General features: G+C 35.4%; 14 protein-coding genes and 1 tRNA gene. 10 read left to right on the top strand and 5 right to left on the bottom strand.

The features are described 5' to 3' along the window. Nucleotides 1-161 precede the first annotated feature (161 nt). Nucleotides 162-1,748 (top strand): BspA family leucine-rich repeat surface protein, encoded by a 1,587-nt coding sequence (locus tag G7051_RS10900; protein ID WP_166200239.1) that lies wholly within the window; start codon nucleotides 162-164, stop codon nucleotides 1,746-1,748. A gap of 198 nt (nucleotides 1,749-1,946) precedes the next feature. Here the strand turns inward: G7051_RS10900 and G7051_RS10895 are convergent, their stop codons facing one another. After that, the gene (locus G7051_RS10895; RefSeq protein ID WP_166200237.1) at nucleotides 1,947-2,255 is read right to left on the bottom strand and encodes a hypothetical protein; all 309 of its coding nucleotides are present in this window, start codon (nucleotides 2,253-2,255) and stop codon (nucleotides 1,947-1,949) included. After that, nucleotides 2,252-4,678, bottom strand: coding sequence for a T9SS type A sorting domain-containing protein (locus G7051_RS10890; RefSeq protein ID WP_166200235.1), 2,427 nt, complete (start codon nucleotides 4,676-4,678; stop codon nucleotides 2,252-2,254). Before G7051_RS10890 ends, G7051_RS10895 begins: the two co-directional genes overlap by 4 nt. Nucleotides 4,679-5,478: 800 nt before the next feature. Between G7051_RS10890 and G7051_RS10885 the strand changes: the two genes are divergently transcribed. The 8 genes from G7051_RS10885 (at nucleotide 5,479) to G7051_RS10850 (ending at nucleotide 13,991) form a co-directional block, all read left to right on the top strand. Next, nucleotides 5,479-5,889 carry a DUF1493 family protein gene (locus G7051_RS10885; protein WP_166200233.1) on the top strand — a complete coding sequence of 137 codons (411 nt, stop codon included), beginning with the start codon at nucleotides 5,479-5,481 and terminating at the stop codon, nucleotides 5,887-5,889. An 81-nt stretch (nucleotides 5,890-5,970) separates the two neighbouring features. Further along, complete coding sequence (locus G7051_RS10880) at nucleotides 5,971-6,939, top strand: polyprenyl synthetase family protein (protein ID WP_166202760.1); 969 nt, start codon at nucleotides 5,971-5,973, stop codon at nucleotides 6,937-6,939. A 92-nt stretch (nucleotides 6,940-7,031) separates the two neighbouring features. Then, nucleotides 7,032-7,805, top strand: coding sequence for a TatD family hydrolase (locus G7051_RS10875; protein ID WP_166200231.1), 774 nt, complete (start codon nucleotides 7,032-7,034; stop codon nucleotides 7,803-7,805). Nucleotides 7,806-7,916: 111 nt separating this feature from the next. Next, a tRNA-Ser gene (locus G7051_RS10870) sits at nucleotides 7,917-8,003 on the top strand. 256 nt (nucleotides 8,004-8,259) lie between these two features. After that, a complete protein-coding gene (gene rluF, locus G7051_RS10865; protein WP_166200229.1) occupies nucleotides 8,260-9,276 on the top strand; it encodes a 23S rRNA pseudouridine(2604) synthase RluF in 1,017 nt (338 codons plus the stop codon). Nucleotides 9,277-9,597: 321 nt separating this feature from the next. After that, entirely contained in the window at nucleotides 9,598-10,635 is a 1,038-nt protein-coding gene (locus G7051_RS10860) for a LacI family DNA-binding transcriptional regulator (RefSeq protein WP_166200227.1), read from the top strand. A 107-nt stretch (nucleotides 10,636-10,742) separates the two neighbouring features. Further along, a complete protein-coding gene (locus G7051_RS10855; protein WP_166200225.1) occupies nucleotides 10,743-12,062 on the top strand; it encodes an MFS transporter in 1,320 nt (439 codons plus the stop codon). Between the two features lie 42 nt (nucleotides 12,063-12,104). Further along, nucleotides 12,105-13,991, top strand: a complete 1,887-nt coding sequence (locus G7051_RS10850; protein ID WP_166200223.1) for a tetratricopeptide repeat protein — start codon at nucleotides 12,105-12,107, stop codon at nucleotides 13,989-13,991. A 64-nt stretch (nucleotides 13,992-14,055) separates the two neighbouring features. Here G7051_RS10850 and G7051_RS10845 read toward each other — a convergent pair whose 3' ends face one another. After that, a complete protein-coding gene (locus G7051_RS10845) occupies nucleotides 14,056-14,580 on the bottom strand; it encodes an NAD(P)H-dependent oxidoreductase (protein ID WP_166200221.1) in 525 nt (174 codons plus the stop codon). A 139-nt stretch (nucleotides 14,581-14,719) separates the two neighbouring features. Here G7051_RS10845 and G7051_RS10840 point away from each other — a divergent pair, with 139 nt between their 5' ends. Then, nucleotides 14,720-15,094 (top strand): helix-turn-helix domain-containing protein, encoded by a 375-nt coding sequence (locus G7051_RS10840; RefSeq protein ID WP_166200219.1) that lies wholly within the window; start codon nucleotides 14,720-14,722, stop codon nucleotides 15,092-15,094. 66 nt (nucleotides 15,095-15,160) lie between these two features. Here the strand turns inward: G7051_RS10840 and G7051_RS10835 are convergent, their stop codons facing one another. Together G7051_RS10835 and G7051_RS10830 are read right to left on the bottom strand one after the other, a co-directional pair. Then, complete coding sequence (locus tag G7051_RS10835; RefSeq protein ID WP_166200217.1) at nucleotides 15,161-17,350, bottom strand: glycoside hydrolase family 97 protein; 2,190 nt, start codon at nucleotides 17,348-17,350, stop codon at nucleotides 15,161-15,163. A 388-nt stretch (nucleotides 17,351-17,738) separates the two neighbouring features. Continuing rightward, the gene (locus tag G7051_RS10830; protein ID WP_166200215.1) at nucleotides 17,739-18,878 is read right to left on the bottom strand and encodes an acyltransferase; all 1,140 of its coding nucleotides are present in this window, start codon (nucleotides 18,876-18,878) and stop codon (nucleotides 17,739-17,741) included. Nucleotides 18,879-19,068 lie beyond the last annotated feature (190 nt).

Here is a 19,068-nt window from a genome sequence, read left to right as displayed (position 1 = left end):
TTAATGTATATTTGTATAGCACTACTAGAAACCATTATTACAAACACAAACTCAAAATGTTAATAATTACCGATCCATCATAATAGCAAACAAATACAATTCGAGATTTACGCAAAAGCGTATTTCTACACATTAATTATTCACAAATTTAAAACAACAAAATGAAGAAAACATTATTGTTTTTAAGTTGCCTGCTTCTCTTATTAGCAGGTTGCAGTCAAAATGAACTTGATCAGGACTATGCATCCGGAGGGAAAAACGCACAATCAAACAAAATTCGCTGGTACGGAGCTAAGTTATCCGAAGGAGTGCAAACCAGAGGTGTTGCCGATGGCTCGAAACGCTGGAATCAGGATGCAGGGATTTACATTAAGTTTATCAATACTCCTGCTGACCAGACAATCATCAACAGGGTAAAAAAAACAGCTGCTGAATGGGAAGAGTATGCGGGTATTAAACTCCATTTCGTTGAACAAGACAAAAAAGCGGATGTACGTATCGCTTTCGACTGGAACAACAACGATTGGCTGACTTGGTCTTACACCGGGAACGATGCCAAATCGGTAATTGACCAAAGCCAGCCTACGGCTGTTTTTGGAGGCATAGAGTACTTGGATGACACAGAGTTTAAGGGAGATGTACTTCGCTTATTCGGGCAAATACTCGGTTTGGAATATGAGCAACGCCACCAAGAATGGAGTAAAAACGGCTATTGGAAAGATGCTTCTCAATTACAAGCTTATTGGGAAGATCAGTTCGAAGGTTACAGTATGAATTGGAGCCAGATACGCCAATACGTATTTGAACCTCTGACAGAAGCAACTGCTAATCAATTACTAGAAACAAAGGAAATTGATGAGCTTTCGGTAATGGCATGGCCTTATTACAACCGTAAGCAAACGACTAAGCTATTGGCAAACTATGAATTGTCGGAAGGAGACAAAGCCTTTATTGCCCGCCTATATCCGAAAACGGCTACTACACTGCCTACTATCCAAGAAGCTTGGGTTGATGCCGGTTATTTCACTTGGACTGATGCTACTAAAACAGCATTGAGAATTACAGAACTTGGAATAAAACAAGAATACTTACCGGATGTTTCGGATGGTGAGCAGTTGACAAGTGCCTATACTATGTTTCATTATGAAGCAATGCGGGCTGCTAAATTTAAAAAGGCTCCTAAGTTTAATACTTCAAATATTACAGATTTTAGTCACATGTTTTTTCACTGTGAATCATTAATCTCTATTCCTCACTATAATACATCAAAAGGAGTAAACTTTCGTAATATGTTTTATGGCTGTTATTCATTAGTTAATATTCCGCACCTAGATACATCCAATGGAACAAATTTTGAATCTATGCTTGCAAGTTGTTATTCTTTGACTACTATTCCTTTTATAGATACGTCTAAAGGAGTTTCTTTTGAAGGTATGCTTGGAAATTGTATTTCTATAACGACTATTCCTTTATTTAATACATCTAAAGGAACTAAGTTTAGTGGAATGTTTAGTGGCTGTAAATCTTTAGCCAACATTCCTCTCATAGATACATCAATGGGGCTAGACTTCAGATACATGTTTTTTTACTGTGAATCCTTAACCAGTATTCCACTTTTAAATACATCTAAAGGGAAAACGTTTAATAATATGTTTGAGAATTGTATCTCATTAACAGTAAAACCTCAACTCGATCTATCAAACGCAACAGACACTCAAGACATGTTCATCGGAACGCCATGGGGATAAATAATTATTACTAATAGCAAATTTAAAGCGTGAAGTCTTACTTCACGCTTTTTTCTTTTTATTTGATTACTACAAAAGATAAATTAATGCCACCTTAGGCTATACACTTCTCTAACACTACCACAAATAATAGATATGAATAAGAAAGAGCAGATATTAAAATACCTGCTCTTTTTTATTAGTTATAAATTACTCTTCTTAAATAGAACTTTTACGTCTTCTTAGGAATAAAACCGATCCATAGATCAATCCTGCGATTACGATGGGCAATACGGCATCTCCTACGGGAGAACCAACGAAACCTCCGCCTCCCCATTCAGGATTACCATCTCCCGGACCACCATCTCCAGTGTCTGGCATTTTTAAAGTTGGCGCTTCTGCTTGCACTTCATTTACTGCAATATTATCTTTATAGTAAGAATCAGAGGGCAATAAATCCTGAGCTTGCACAATGCCACTTACACAAAATAGTATTCCAAATATAATAAAACCTAAAAACTTTCTCATTTTACCAAAAATTTAGCAGCATATGACTTATTACCTACAACTTTCACAATATAAGCTCCGGGAGAGAATGGTTGAGTAATTTCCACTGTTGTATCATTTACCTTAGCCTGAGCTGCCATTCTTCCCTGTATATCATATACAGAAATTACACTTCCAAAATCTGCATCATCAAATCCTGTAACAGTTAATGTTCCGTTTAGATAATAAGATGTTATAGACTTAGATTCCGAGCCATTATCACCATCTTCAATACCCGAAGTATCAAATATAAACCTTAGAGAAAATCTGTCAACTGGATCTGTAGCTTTAGATTCAATTGTATAAGTTTTTCCGGTGAATAGATCAAACTCATTATTTTTCACTTTATCTTTTAGCATTATACCTTTTACTCTGTAAGCTGTCTCCAAACGCCCTGCTGTTATACTTATATTCTGAGCTGTAAGACTTGGAGTCACATATAATGTAACTGTTTCGCTTTGGGCAGACTGAGGTACACCTAATATATTAGATTCTAAAGCAATTCCGGCATCGCTCTTAGTATAAACTGTACTCATATTGGTTTGAGTAACAGCCCCTTCTTCGGTAGTAGAACGTGTAGTTGTCTGATCAGATGAAATTAGAGTTACTAATTTTTTAGTACCTTCATAATCAGCGTTAGTCATAACATCCTGAGGCGTTCTGATAGCAATTGCCGTTCTATCTGAAGTTTTAATCTTTTCATCTTTAACCTCAAAAATGAAGTCATCTATTAATTGATTAGATGTAGAAGCTGATCTTAAGAAAAGAGCATTCTGTGTAATAGCTCTGGCTGATGCAGGTATTGTAAGAGTTTTACCCCCAACACCTCCATTAGGTGAGTATAAAACAAACATCTGCAGAGGGGCAAGTATAAAATTTTTAGGATCACCATTGCCCGGATCATAAGGATTAACTGTTGAAGCAACAGCCTTCATAACCCGATACTTCGCATTAACCATGACCCACTTATTACCCGGACCAATGCCACCTGGACTCAGAATATCATAAGAACCCGATCCTACCGACGAAGGATCTAAAATCCACACTTTATTAGTAAAATCACGAGGTGTAGTATTAGCATCAGCAACAATGATACCACCATTACTCCCCCAAGCTGGCAAAGTTCCCCCAAAAACAATAGGACTAAGATCAAGAGGTACAGTATAAGGATTTGCATAATAATTATATCCTTGAGAAATAGTAAGACCTGTTATATCCCCATAATTAAGTACTTCATTTGCATAAGAAGCATCGTTTATACCATTTACGCCATTAGGTGCAGCCATAACTGAACTAGTTACAGCAGAGTGTCCTCCCCAAGCATTAGCTTGACGAACGTTATTCCTGTTATTAAAAAATGGACCGAAACGGCTAAACTGATATTTCTCTGTCACACGGGCTGAAAACAGAGGTTGCTCAGCAGGCGTAACAGCCTTGTATATTGGGTGCAAATCATATTCATAATTAGCAGGATTAGTTCCTCTTAAATCTATACCAATAACAAAACCTTCGCCCGCTTTTAATGTACGTTGAGGATCTGTCATTGTATTACCGGGAGTTCCTCCGATTATACTTTCATTTTTAGGAATCATAAGAAAATTCCAAAAGAAGTAATCAGATTTCATTTCTTTATAGGGACTTCCCATACCTATAAGGCTACGACCATATCTCTCATCTCTGGTTCCATTTGTATAATCAATGGGATTATCCAATTGAAGATTTACCTGTACTGCTCCAAATTGATTATTACTAGTAGCAGTACCAGCAAAAGTTGGATTATTATTCGGTGTAGCAACCCCCTTTGATCCAACCATAAAATGTGCCAACATAGTAGAATTAGCTGTACTATGTATTGTACTACCAGGAGCAACACCTGTAAAATCTGTAGCAATAGCTCTTCTTGATTCAAGAATCAATCGTCCTGTTTCTAAAGACAAACCGGCAGCTTGTGCCGCCAATTCGGGAACAAGAGTTACGTGATTACTATTTTGAACAACTAAAGTCGGAAATTTAATATTATTCTGACCCTTTAAATATTGAGAGTAATTAGCGCCGTACGTCAATCCTGTAGCTAATTTAATAGTCTGCGCGGCTGTTCCTCTAAATACAAAGCGAGAAGCATCACTTGCAGTGTAATTAAAAACTGTAGTATTAGCAGGAGTTCCGCCATTTAAGTCATGAATAAAATCTCCGGTAAGAACCGTCTGTGAATTATCTAATGTAATATTACAAGCTGCAGTTGCATCATGACCAGCTATGAAATTGCCATTAATATACAAGGTTGTATTATTAACATTCGTTGATTTAACTGACATAACTCCTTTATTATATAAAAAAGCAGTCTGAGCCACTAATACAAACGGCGCAAATCCAATTCCTACAAGCAAGAGTAGTTTTATTTTCATATCTTATTTTTGTTCTGTTTAATCCTTTTTAGTCTTAACCATCTCATTACCAGCCAATAAAAACCAAAAACGAATAACATTTGGCGGCTCGGAGATTATAACATTTAAAAACAATATCCTAGAGAGTTCCGTATTTAAGCTCCAAAGATAATCATTTAGTTCAGTTTTAGAACACCCTTGCTTATCCCCACCTTATAATTTAACTTAATTTAACAATAAACAAAAACCGTAAAACATCCTAATTATGCGATAGATAGACATAATTAGACTAGAAAAATAAAGGCTATTTTTTGACTAAAAAAACAAAGGAAAATAAAAATGTTAAATTCAAAAAAAGAAAGAAAAAAGAGTACTTTATTATAAAAGAAAGAGAAAAACTAATTAACCAAACAAGATAAAGCTAAATACAACTCCATAATGAATACTGTTAAACAGACTATTCTTCGGTCTAATAAAGCCTCCTTAAACTTCTAAAAAAATATTTAGATTTTTAAACCCATCAATCTTCATACAATACAATGATGAACTCTCGAAAGTATGCCATTAAAGATGAGCACCTCAAAACACAACCACTCCCATTTATTTCATAATGCATAAATCTCACCAACCTTTATAATATATTAATAGATACCCTACCGACAATCTAATACAAAAACATAAAACCATTTTTCTCACAAATCGCTTATCAATTCGAAACAAAGGAGTGTTAACATACACCTAAAGATTAATACGACCATTACCAAATAGTATTTTTTTCTTTATATATTTGCAATATCTAGTAATAATAAGGAAGCAAAACGATGATAGAAAATAAAGATTTGGATCAATTCATTCTGCAATACTCGGGATATAGCAATACTATATATGACAACACTTCTATTTCTAGAGACTTGAATATTAAGAACGAAGCTGCTTTTGACTTCATCCAAGCATACTCAGAGCAATTCAATATTGACATTTCCTCGTTTGATTTCGTTAAATATTTCCCATCCGCAGATAGTCAAGACCTCCTTAGCAATACACGCACAGATTTAACCGTTGGAGATTTAATCCGAGGGATAAAAGCCGGTGAATTAAATGATGATATAATAGCATTTGAAGAAAACGATCCTAATTTACCGCCTAAGCTAACTATAAAAAAAATAATACTCGGAGCAATATTAGTACTTGTAGTTGCAGCAATATTAACTGTTATAGCTATCTGGCTATAGTTGATTTACTCTAATTAAATATCTTCAGCTTTTAATTTCAGCATAAAATATGTACTTTTGGGTATCAAATATAGAATTATGCTGTATACATTTTCCGACATACTCAACAAGATTAATAACGAAGTAAGCACCCTTAAGTTTGAGGGTAAACCCGAATCGTTATTTGCACCAATAGATTACATCCTCGAACTTGGAGGTAAGCGTGTTCGCCCCGTACTTGCTGTAATGGCTTATAACTTATACAAAGACGATATAGAGAAGTCAATTCCTATTGCATTGGGTATTGAGATTTTTCACAATTTCACCTTGCTACATGATGATTTAATGGATCGAGCCGATAAACGCCGGGGTAAACCTACCGTACATATAAAGTGGGATGACAACACAGCCGTTTTATCAGGTGATGCAATGCTGATTGAGTCTTATAAAGAAATTGCAAAGACTGATAAAGTATATTTGCCGGAAGTCTTGTCTCTATTTTCAACTACTGCAACCGAAATATGCTGTGGTCAGCAATTGGATATGGAGTTCGAGAAACGTCTGGATGTATCCATTGCTGAATACCTCGAAATGATACGTTTAAAAACAGCTGTACTATTAGGCTGTGCTCTAAAGTGCGGAGCTATTGCTGCCGGAGCCGGACAAGAAGATGCTGAGGCTCTATATAATTTCGGGATCAATATAGGTTTAGCATTTCAATTAATGGATGATCTACTTGATGTTTATGGAGATCCGGCTACCTTCGGTAAACGAATAGGAGGAGATATTCTTTGCAACAAAAAAACTTTTTTACAAATTACAGCTCTTCAACACGAAGACAGTAAAGTTAAATTACTGGACTGGATAAATAAAACTGATTTTGAGGAAACGGAGAAAATTAAAGCGGTAACAACCATATACAATGAACTGAACTTAAAACAAACATCGGCAGACATCATTCATTCTTATTACGAAAAAGGAATATCCTTCCTCGATTTAGTAAGTGTTGATTATGCTAAGAAAAAAGAGCTAAGAGAATTAGCTGAAAGTTTATTGACTCGTAATTCATAAGAAGCAGGGCTGCCTGTCACTAAAGAAGGACAATCGGCATTTATATTCAATAGTGAATCAAATGCTTACTTGTTGGATAATATAGAATTTCAATGACCATTATAGATACGCATTCACACACATACGACGAAAGCTTCGAGAACGACATACAAGATGTTATATCCAGAGCTAAACAAGCGGGTATAACCCATATTCTGCTTCCAAATGTAGACATAGAGTCTATAGAGCAGGTTAACCGGCTTGCTGAAAGCTATCCACAATATTGTTTACCTATGATGGGACTACATCCGACCAGTGTAACTGCAAACTGGGAATCGGATTTGAACAAAATCAAAGAACAATTTTCTCTACATAAATACATTGCCGTCGGTGAGATAGGGATAGATCTTTATTGGGACAAGTCCCTAGAGAAGGAACAGAAAGCTGCTTTTGAAGAACAGCTAAGATGGAGTATTGAATTTAACTTACCTGTATCCATTCATTGCAGAAACGCGATAAGTGAATCTGTTGAATGCATAAAAAGTGTAGGAGCATCGAAGTTGAGAGGAGCATTTCATAGTTTCGGCGGAAATGCTGAAGAATTGCAAAGTGTATTAGCTCTTCAAAACTTTTATCTGGGCATAAATGGAACAGTAACTTACAAAAACTCCACACTTCCACAGGTTTTAACGGCAACTGACCTCTCTCGGCTCATTATAGAGACAGATGCGCCTTATCTACCGCCTGTGCCTTACAGAGGGAAAAGAAATGAGCCTTCTTATACCATTCATATTGCAAACAAGCTATCTGAGATATATGGTGTTACTCCCCAGAAAGTAGCAGAAATAACAACCAACAATGCAAAAAAACTATTTTCGATAGACTGATAAAAGTCGCAGACCTTATTTATGGTAAATATAACTCTAACTTTCACTTAGTTTATTGTTATACGAGAAATATATTTTATCTTTGTCGCCATTATAAGGAATATATTCTATGGAGAGGTGGCCGAGTGGACGATGGCGCTTGCTTGGAAAGCAAGTATACGGGTAACTGTATCGGGGGTTCGAATCCCTTCTTCTCCGCTTAAAGACCAGACACTTACAGATAATGAAGTGTCTTTTTTTGCTATACACCTATTAGCTTAACAATAAATCAATTGAATGATTGACTTTTTGAAGAAAACAGGAGGGTATGAAAAATCTAAAAAAATAGCAAAATGCATTATTAGATTAGTTCTTTAGACTTAAGCTCACGGAGTTTTTATTGCTGTAGTAAACATACGACAAGCAATTATAATTCTGAAACAGATCATTAAATAGCTTCATTTACGTATATAAAATGGAATATCGTTTAAATAAATACATCAGTGCATCAGGATATTGTTCTCGAAGAGAGGCTGATAAATATATAGAAAATGGAAATGTTACCGTAAACGGTAAGAAGGCCACGATAGGTTCACGTGTTTTGCCCGGACAAAAAGTAAAGGTAAACGGCGAATTGATTGAGAATAAAATAGAGCCTGTATACATTGCGTTCAATAAACCTGTAGGTGTTGTAAGTTCAACCAATCCATTGGAGCGTGATAATATCATCGAATTTATCAGACATGAACAACGTATATTTCCCATCGGCAGGTTGGATAAGGATTCTCAGGGATTAATACTACTGACCAATGACGGAGATATCGTCAATAAAATATTACGTGCAGGCAATAATCACAAAAAAGATTATATTGTAACTGTAAACAGACCGATAACATCCGATTTTCTGACTCGCATGTCGCAAGGCGTACCTATTTTAGATAGGGTTACACGCAGATGTGAGATTGAGAAAATTAATCCTTATACATTCAAAATATCGCTGATACAAGGTCTTAACAGGCAGATAAGACGTATGTGCGAATATTTTAATTATGATGTACTTAAGCTCGAACGTATTCAGATAATGAATATCAAGCTTGATAAATTAGGACAAGGAAACTGGCGCAACCTTACTGCTTCGGAAATGGAAGGATTGTTTGATATGCTTGAAGGTTCGGAGAAAACAAGTGGAGGAAAGGCTCCCTCAAACAGTAACAAGTCATTTAACAGAGCTCTTGAGGAGCATGACATAAAGACAAATTACCGTAAAGCCAGCTTAAATGCAAAGAAGGCAGACAGGGTAAATACCGAAAAGCCTAAAAAAAGTTCGGCACCATATGATAATACGGACGAGAAGCCTAAACCCAAGACCAAAGGAAAACCTTCGAGCGGTTTAAGGGTTGGAAAACAAAAAATGGCAGCCAACAAACCTAAACCTAAGCCCAAAGCGGATACTAAAGGCAAAGAAAAAGGAAAAGGCAGAGCTGTGAGATAAACAAGAACTTCATATTATATCACCCTCAAACCTTAGTTGATATAAGAATTTTGTATAGTACAGTTCAATTATAACCATCTTTTACCCCTACTTTTCACATTGAAAAGAGTCGGCTTGAGATCTTATCTAAGAGATTCTGAGAAATATTATCTGAAAGAAAAATTGACGGGAATCTCTTTTTTAGCTATTTTTACATTTCGGACAGTAATCCCTGAATATCATAAGCCCGTTTTTATAGTTTTGGAGAGCTCATAAACAAAACATATAAGACCAAACAATATGGTAATAAAAACGTTACAATAGTTAATTATTTTCCATACAATGAAAAAAGGACGTATAACGATAAAAGACATTGCCAAGAATCTGAATATTTCCGCATCGACTGTTTCCAGAGCTCTTAACAACAATCCTGATATCAGCCCGGAAACCAGAAAACTGGTACAAGACTATGCAAATGAACACAAGTACAAACCTAATTCTCTTGCTTTAAGCCTTCGTAATAATCATTCAAATATTATAGGGGTCATTGTTCCTGAGCTTGCCAATCATTTCTTCTCATCCGTATTATCGGGAATGGAGACTATCGCAGAGGATCATGATTATCATGTAATTGTGTGTCAATCGTCAGAAGAATATACAAAAGAAATACGCAATGTGCAGACATTGATAGAGGCACGTGTATGCGGGATGCTTATTTCTCAATCGAAGACAACTATCAAATACGACCATTTTAAAGAATTAATAGATAACAATATACCCGTCGTTTTTTTCGACCGCATTTGCACCGGCATCGATTCCGGCAAAGTAGTGGTTGACGATTATTCGGGAACTCTTCATGCTGTAGATTATATGATTCAAACCGGATGCAAACATATTGCATTCTTTGGGGCACCTCCTCATCTTGAGATATCTAAAAACAGAAAAAACGGTTATCTGGATGCTTTAAGAAAGCATCATTTCGCTATTGATGAAGATCTTATCCGGATAGCAGATAACAAGCAACTTGGATATGAAAGAGCTATGGAACTTCTTCAGACTGAAAAACGCCCGGATGCTTTCATGGCAATGAACGATTATACAGCTTCAGGTATTTTACTTGCAGCTAAAACGCTAAAATTAAGGGTACCCGAAGATGTTTCGATCTGCGGATTCTCTAACTCCAATATTTCTCAGGATACCGACCCTATGCTTACAACAGTAGATCAGCATCCTCAAAAAGTAGGAGAAGAGGCTATGAATTTGATACTGGAGAAGGTTAAAGATCCTGAGAGTACCGAGAAAAAGAACAAAATAGTAAAAACAAGCTTGGTTATAAGAGAAACCACACGGCCTCTACCCGATCATTTAAAGCAAGCTTAAGCCCTTCATTCGTTTTTATTACCCATGATACAAAGTAAACGCCTGTAATTTAAGTTGGAGTAATAAATTGTTAACAGTACCAAGAAAAATATCGAAATAGATACTTTATGCTGAATAAACCCACTCTCGCCTATCGACAAATCTGGAATATAAACTTCGGATTTTTGGGTACACAGATTTGTTTTACTCTTGTTATGACCAATACCAGCCGAATATTATCGGCATTGGGTGCAGATACTAACGAATTGGCTTTTCTTTGGCTTGCAGCTCCTTTAGCCGGACTTTTTATGCAACCTTTGATTGGTTATTTCAGTGACAGAACATGGACGAAGCTGGGGAGAAGAATACCGTATATACTTATTGGACTTGTAGTTTCGGCAATTATGATGTTCCTGATGCCCAATTCGTACATCGTATCGCGTATTATGCCTCCCGTACTGGCAGGAGTATGTATATTGTTTCTTATGCAAAGTGCCTTCAATGTTAGCATGCAGCCTTATCGCTCGCTCGTTGGAGATATGGTAAATAGTGAGCAGAGTAATCTTGGATATTCGGTACAAACGATTGTTTCCAATCTGGGAGCTATTGTAGGTTCATGCCTTCCTTTTTTACTTGCTTATATCGGTTTCAGCAATCAGGCTTCGGAAGGAAGAATAGCACCATCCGTATCATGGGCGTTTTATATTGGTATAGGCTTTCTTGTACTTACTAATCTATGGACATGCTTCACGGTTAAAGAATATCCTCCCCAACAGTTTGCAGAATACAACAAAAGTGAAACTGCTCATAAAAGCACAACTGATACTGCTTCTACGGACAATAAAAAAACTATAATCACGATACTTCAATTATCTATTGTACAACTATTTTCGTGGTTTGCATTTTATTATATCTGGGTATATGCTACAGATGGTATCGCCAGCACAATATGGAATACGAGTGATCCTCTGAGTAAAGAATACAATGATGCGGGTAATTGGTTTGGAATATTAACGGGAGTATATAGTATTATTGCTGCTATATTTTCGATTTTCTTAGCTAAGGTTACTGATAAATTCGGAAGAAAAAACTTCTATGCATTTTCTCTTGTATTAGGAGGGATTGGTATGCTGTCGATGTTTTTTATTCACGATCAATACCTCATCTTATTGCCTATGCTCTTCATTGGTATTGCTTGGGCTATGATACTCACCATGCCTTTTTCGATACTTGCCAATGTAGTGCCTCCCAACAAAATGGGATTGTACATGGGTCTTCTTAATATCACGATAGTAATTCCTCAGATAGCAGGTGGTTTATTCGGAAATTTCCTTTTTACAAATGTTGCAGGAGGTAGACCTTTCGCCATGTTCCTTGTATCAGGAGCTTCACTTCTTATCGGTGCTGTTTCTGTTATATTTATAAATGATCCGGTGAAGGAGAAATAGAATATAGTCTATTATTATATTAACACAATAAATACAAATACTATGACTGAGGAAGAAGCAAAATTGATTTTTGATGAGGGAAACGAAGCAGATGATAATCAAGAATTTGAGAAAGCAATAGAGCATTGGGGAAAAATACCACAAGAACATCAATTATATTATGATGCTCAATGGAATATAGGAATTGCACATAAAGATTTAAAGAATCTCGAAAAAGCAATAGAATATTGGACGAAAATTCCTAGAGAACATCAATTATATTATGAGGCACAATGGAATATAGGAATTGCACATAAAGATTTAAAGAATCTCGAAAAAACAATAGAATATTGGACGAAAATTCCTAGAGAAGATAATTCTTATTATAAAGCTCAATTAAATATAGGAAGTACTTATAAAGATTTAGAAGAATTTGAAAAAGCAATAGAATATTGGGAGAAAATTCCAACGGAACATAAATTATACTATAAAACTCAATTAAATATAGGAGTTTCCTATTATAATTCAGAAAAATTTGAAAAAGCAATAGAATTTTGGACAAAAATTCCTAGAGAAGACAATTCTTATCATAGGGCTCAATTAAATATAGGACTTGCTTATGACAACTTAGAGAGTTTTGAAAAAGCAATAGAATATTGGATGGAAATTCCTAGAGAAAATGAAGCATATTATAAGACTCAATGGATAATAGCACTTACCTATATCCAACTAAAACACATAGATGAAGCATCAAAAGCATTTATTAATTCAAAAAAAGATATATTTGAAATGCTTCCAATATTTAAGTTTATAAAAATATCTATAATTAAAAAAATATTCTCTCAAATATTAGACAGCAAAACGGATGATTTTTTTAATACAACTATAAAGGAAGACATTGATAATAAAGAGAAATACAAAGAAATATTTATAAAATCATTATACATAATAAATCTACTCCATGTAGATTCAGATCAAGAAAAACAAGTGGCTCATTATACTCGAAAATGGGTTGCAGAACAGATGCTATTTGCAAAATCACCATTACGACTTAGCACAGTAATAGGGGCAAACGACCCTAAAGAGGGTATTACATTATTAGATTTTCTCGAAATAAACAAAGGTGATAAACTGCAAACTCCTTATCAAGCTTTTATTACTTGCTTTACATTCAACCACGAGAGTTTAAATCAATTTCGTCTTTATGGAAAAGAAGATAATAGAGAAGCTACCGGCATAAGTATTATTGTCAATAGGGATTTTTTCAGTGATTCTGTTAGTTTAAATATATCTCATGCCAACAATGAGCAGTCCAAAGAGTTATCTATTGCAAAAAATGACAAAATAACAGAAGAGGAAATAAAGAAACCCTCAATACAAAAATATTCCTTATATAGATGTATTTACATTGACCCTAAAACAAAAAAGATTATATCTGTGGGTCACAAAGAAATTGATTGCTTTTATCGAGAAATCAAAAACAATAAACCTCAAACATTTACAGAGAGTAAAAAGTTAATTAAGGGGATAAATGACTATCAGAAAGAAATAGGTAAAAAACTAAAACAAGTAAAAGATCAACTAAAACAATTAAATTGCTATATAAGAAAGCACAAGACTGACTTGAACGAATCTATAATTAGTGAGTTACTTCTTCCTCTACGACATTTAACCAAACATGCAGCATTTAAAGAAGAACAAGAATGTCGTATTTTCGACATCGAAAATTTAAATACATCCGATATTATTAGTCCTAAAAGAGATGGCGAAACATGTACATTCAATACTATGCATATAGATTATGAAGCTGATTTATCAGACTACGTGGAAAAAGTTATTTTTGCCCCTATGACTCCCGAACTTGAACAATTTGAAGCCTTCTCAAAATACAAAGGATATAATTTTCCTTGCGAACGTTGCGATCATCCTTTTTCAATGAAAACAACATAAAGAATCTCCATAATAAGCACAAGTACTTATTACGGAGACATGTAATATAATAGAATTAAAAAGCTTACTGAGTTACATATTTCAGGTACTCTTGAGTATTTACTTTCAATCTATTTTCTAAATCATCGGAAAATACGCCATAGAAAGCATGGAAAGAGTGATATTTTGCATTCACAAAATTTACTGTAGCCTCAATAGGGCTTAACAACTGAGATAACGGGAAAAGATTCTTTCCACCTAGTTGATAGGCTTCTTCGGGACTTCCTGCCGAAACTGCTGCACCTATTTCTTTCCCTACTAACTTATCTCCGTTAGGACCGTAAGCCCAACCATAAGAAAGAACATCATCAAACCATTTTTTCATCAACGGGGTCATGTTTAACCACTGAACCGGAAATTGGAATATAATGCGATCATATGCACTTACCAATTTTTGCTCTGCCTCAACATCAATCTTCCAGTCAGGATACGCTTCGTATATATTATGAATTTTCACTTCTGCATGGTTTTCTTTCAATGCATTTATCCATGATTTACTTACAAGAGATTGCTCAATATTAGGATGAGCAAGAATAACTATCGTTTTCATTTTTCAATATTTTAGTCTACATTTGTATTATTAGTAACTTTTATATACCAAAGGAAAGATATTTGTTTCGAACTCACAAGAAGGCTCTAAAACGTTAGATAGTTACTAATAAGTTACCAATACTATAAAAGAACGAGTTATGAATGAAGAAAAAATAAAAAAATTTGAAGATCACAGCCATTGCCCTGTAAGATTGGTAATGTCACGGTTCGGCGATAAATGGTCTATTTTGGTTCTCACTCTCTTGGGCGACGAAGAGGTACTACGTTTCAACGAGATGAGAAAGTTCCTGAAAGATATTTCGCAAAAGATGCTTACCGTTACGCTACGATCTTTAGAGGCTGACGGTTTAGTTAAAAGAACTATCTATCCGGAGATTCCACCACGTGTAGAATACCAATTAACGGATTTAGGAAGGAGTTTACTTCCATTCGTAACCCAAATGCTTGCGTGGGCAAGCGACAATATGGAATTGATTATGGAAAATCGAAAAATATACGAAAAGGCAACATAAAAAATTATCCCCGAATAAGTAAAAGTCTTATTCGGGGATAATTTTTTAGAATCAGAATCTACTTACTTATAGCTTTTTCAATCCTTTAGTGGCTGCTTTATCAGCTTCGATTACGCTGATGGCAAGACCCCCTCCGGGTGCTAAACGTTGAGATAATTTAGATTTGTTATTCACCACGACTTTACGAATTTCGTAAGCTTGTGGGTTTGTTTTGTAGTTAGCATCTTTTGCATCTGCATAGATAGTGGCTACATATTCTTTACCTGCATCTAAGAAATCGAATGTGATATTAGAAGTATATCCGTTTTCACCACATACGCTACCAATAAACCAGTTATTTGTTCCTTTTGCCTTACGAGCTACAGTCACATGATCTCCGGGTTCTGCTTCAAGGTATTTGCTGTCATCCCAATCCAAAGCTACATCTTTGATAAACTGGAAAGCATCCATATATTTCTCATACGTTTCAGGGAAATCAGCAGCCATTTGCAATGGACTATACATAGTTACATACAGTGCCAATTGATTAGCAATTGTAGTATTTACATGTGATTTGTTATCGGGATTTATTTTCTCTATATCCATTTCGAAAATACCGGGAGTATAATCCATTGGGCCACCAATCAGACGTGTAAATGGAAGTACTGTAGTATGGTTTGGCTTATTTCCTCCGAAAGCCTGATATTCAGTTCCTCGAGCCGACTCGTTTCCGATAAGGTTAGGCCATGTGCGGCCCACTCCTGTTGGACGTACTGCTTCGTGAGCATTTACCATAATCTTATAATCAGCCGCTTTTTCAATTGCATATTGATAGTGGTTTACAATCCATTGGTTATAGTGATTTTCTCCACGTGGAAGAATATTTCCTACATATCCGCTTTTTACTGCATCATAGCCATTATCTTTCATAAATTTATAGGCTTCATCCATATGACGCTCATAGTTACGAACAGAGGCTGATGTTTCGTGGTGCATAATCATTTTTACACCTTTGCTTTTTGCATATTCACGGATAGCTACTACATCGAAATCCGGATACGGAGTTACAAAATCAAATACATAGTCTTTAGAGTTACCAAACCAGTCTTCCCATCCTTCGTTCCATCCTTCTACTAAAACTCCGTCAAAACCGTGCTTAGCAGCAAAATCGATGTATTTCTTCACGTTTTCGGTAGTAGCACCATGTTTACCGTTAGGTTTTACTTTCGAATAATCGGTTATCCCCAATTGTACTGTCGGTAATTCGTCGGTATATGCCCATGTGCTTTTACCTGTAATCATTTCCCACCAAACACCTACATATTTAACAGGTTTGATCCATGAAGTATCTTCAATTTTACTTGGTTCATTTAAGTTTAATGTAATATGTGAAGCTAAGATATCACGAGCATCGTCACTTACAATAACTGTACGCCAAGGCGATTGGCTGGGTGCTTGAATATATCCCTTATCTCCTTTTGCATCGGGAGTTAACCACGATTCGAAAATCATGTTTTTGTCGTCCAGATTTAAGTGCATACAAGCATAATCAATCAAAGCTGCTTCGTGAAGATTGATGTATAAACCATCAGCAGTTTTCATCATTAAAGCTGTTTGTACACCTGTATTTGAGAATGAGGTTTGAGAAACGTTAGCTGTTACCGATTTTTCCATTAAACCTCTGATTTCAGAGAGTTTAGAAGTTGTATAATCGTACTCCTGAGTATCATAGTCACCGGGAATCCAGTATGCTGTGTGGTCTCCGGCCATTGCAAACTGAGTCTTTTCTTCTTTGATAACAAAGTAAGTAAGATTCTTTTGCACTGGAAATTCATATCTGAAACCTAATCCATCATTAAATAAACGGAAACGGATTACTATAGTTCTATCTGTTGCTTTTTGATTTAGTGTTACAGCTAGTTCATTGTAATTGTCACGAATTTCTTTCACTTCGCCCCAAACAGGTTTCCAAGTTTCGTCGAAAGTTGCTGTTTCAGTACCAGTTATTGAAAAACCACTGTATAGATTTCCTTCTCCATTGGTTTCTTTAACCGAAAAATCGTCAAAATTATTAAGCGTTTTTTGAGCTTTAAGTTCAAGCCCGAGCTTACTAGGCTTAATAACATCTTTACCTTTATAAGTCAAGCTATAAGTAGGCTCTCCATTACTTTGAAGCCAAAACTTTAACGTTAAATCGCCATTTGGAGATTTCAACTCTTGTGCTACAGCCCAATGACTGACAATACACAAACACATCAAAATGATTAATTTTCTCATGGTTTATATCTTTTCATTTTAAGATTAAGGCCATAGACCTTTTTGTTAGTTTTACTAGTAATTTCTTTATAGGATTCTGTTTTTAAATCCTTTTGTTACTTCGAAAAGTATAAGCTAACCAAAAGTTATTATTCAATCATTTTAAATCGAATACTTACTGTTAATTAAGATTTACACTTTCTTATATACAAAGAAAAGATATTAGCATTTCATAATTAGGATAAAACAAATACAAAAAGGTAATACTCGGTTGCAAACGTTTGCAAATAGGCATAGTTTGCATAAACTCGTAGTTAGATTCGCTTTTGACAAATAAAAACCTGCTGAATTATTAATTTCATCAGGTTTTACATTTATTTATTGTTATATCCTTTTTTAATCGTAGATCTTATTGAATTACCTTTCGGGTAAGCTTATTAAGACTCATCAACCAAATAATAAACAAAGATACAAAAAATGCAATAATAGCAATTAATGGTATTTGTATAAAGGGGGGCAGATTCAGATTTGGATAAACCAAATCGTATGCAAATTGTACTACTACAAAATGACACAGGTACACTCCGAATGTCAGTCCGGCTATTTTACTAAGCAGAGGAGATGGTGATATTTTTATCTTTTGAACCGTAATAAACACGGCAACTGTCATCATCAACACATTTATCCCATAGAAGTACCACACGACTTCAAGATTTTCATAACTTCCCGGAAAATATTTCTGAGTAAGAATAAAACCTAAGGCGGTAATTGCATATCCCAAAAGAAATAGAGGAATAGTAATCGATAAAGTACGTTTCCAACTCCAATTTAAGGGGAAACGTTTCAGGTAATAGGCTAAAACTGCAAATCCCAGAAATCCGGAGAAATAATAAAATATACCAAATCCATTCCAGTAACATTCGCCGAATAAGCCCATACTACCGTAATTTCCGGTATAGCCTAATGATGGAGCAACCATTTGAATATAAGGCACAATAGCACTTATTACCCAGATATATAAAAATCGTTTGATATCTCGTTGCGAGGCTTGTGTTAGCCATGCACTAATAATTGGAAGAATCAGATAAAGACCAATCAACATATACAGATACCAAAGCGGAGTAGTATCATAATTGAAGTTAAACAGAAAAGTATACATTTTAGTGAGAGTTGCCTCTAATGTATAATTCTCCATAACAATACCGGGATTGACTGTTGCCTCAACACCAAAATTTAAATAGAGATAATAAAGCACAGGCAACAGTATAGACCAAAAAGCGAGAGGGATAAGTATCCTTTTTGCCCTTCTTGAATAGAAGGTTCCCATATCTGCTTTTATGGGTAATAACAGCACTCCTGATATCATGACAAACAAGGGCACACACGATCTTACTAAGCTGCCAAAAAGAGCTCCGGAAAGGAATTCTGAGGGATTATCATCAAATTTACCAACAAACGGGTCACAAGCATGTGCAAGAATGACTAAAAAGCAAGCAATGATCCTCAACAGGTCTACCCAGGCAATAGTTTCTCTTTGTGTTTTCTCCATAGTTTTTCGTCTAGATTAAAGTATATAAATAATATTTAGTATTTAATAGCCGGTTTGGAAGTAAAGATAGCTTTTTCCCCTCAAAGAGAGGATTGCCTCTTTCGACAAAATGTTAATTAGAACAGCTTAAAAATATAGACTCCACTTAAGGAAAGAAGGGAAAGCATATGAAACCATATACTCCCCCTTC

Source organism: Dysgonomonas sp. HDW5B (genome assembly GCF_011299335.1).
Classification (GTDB): domain Bacteria; phylum Bacteroidota; class Bacteroidia; order Bacteroidales; family Dysgonomonadaceae; genus Dysgonomonas_A.
The sequence above is the reverse complement of the archived record's forward strand: the minus strand, read 5'-3'. Positions and strand labels throughout refer to the sequence as shown.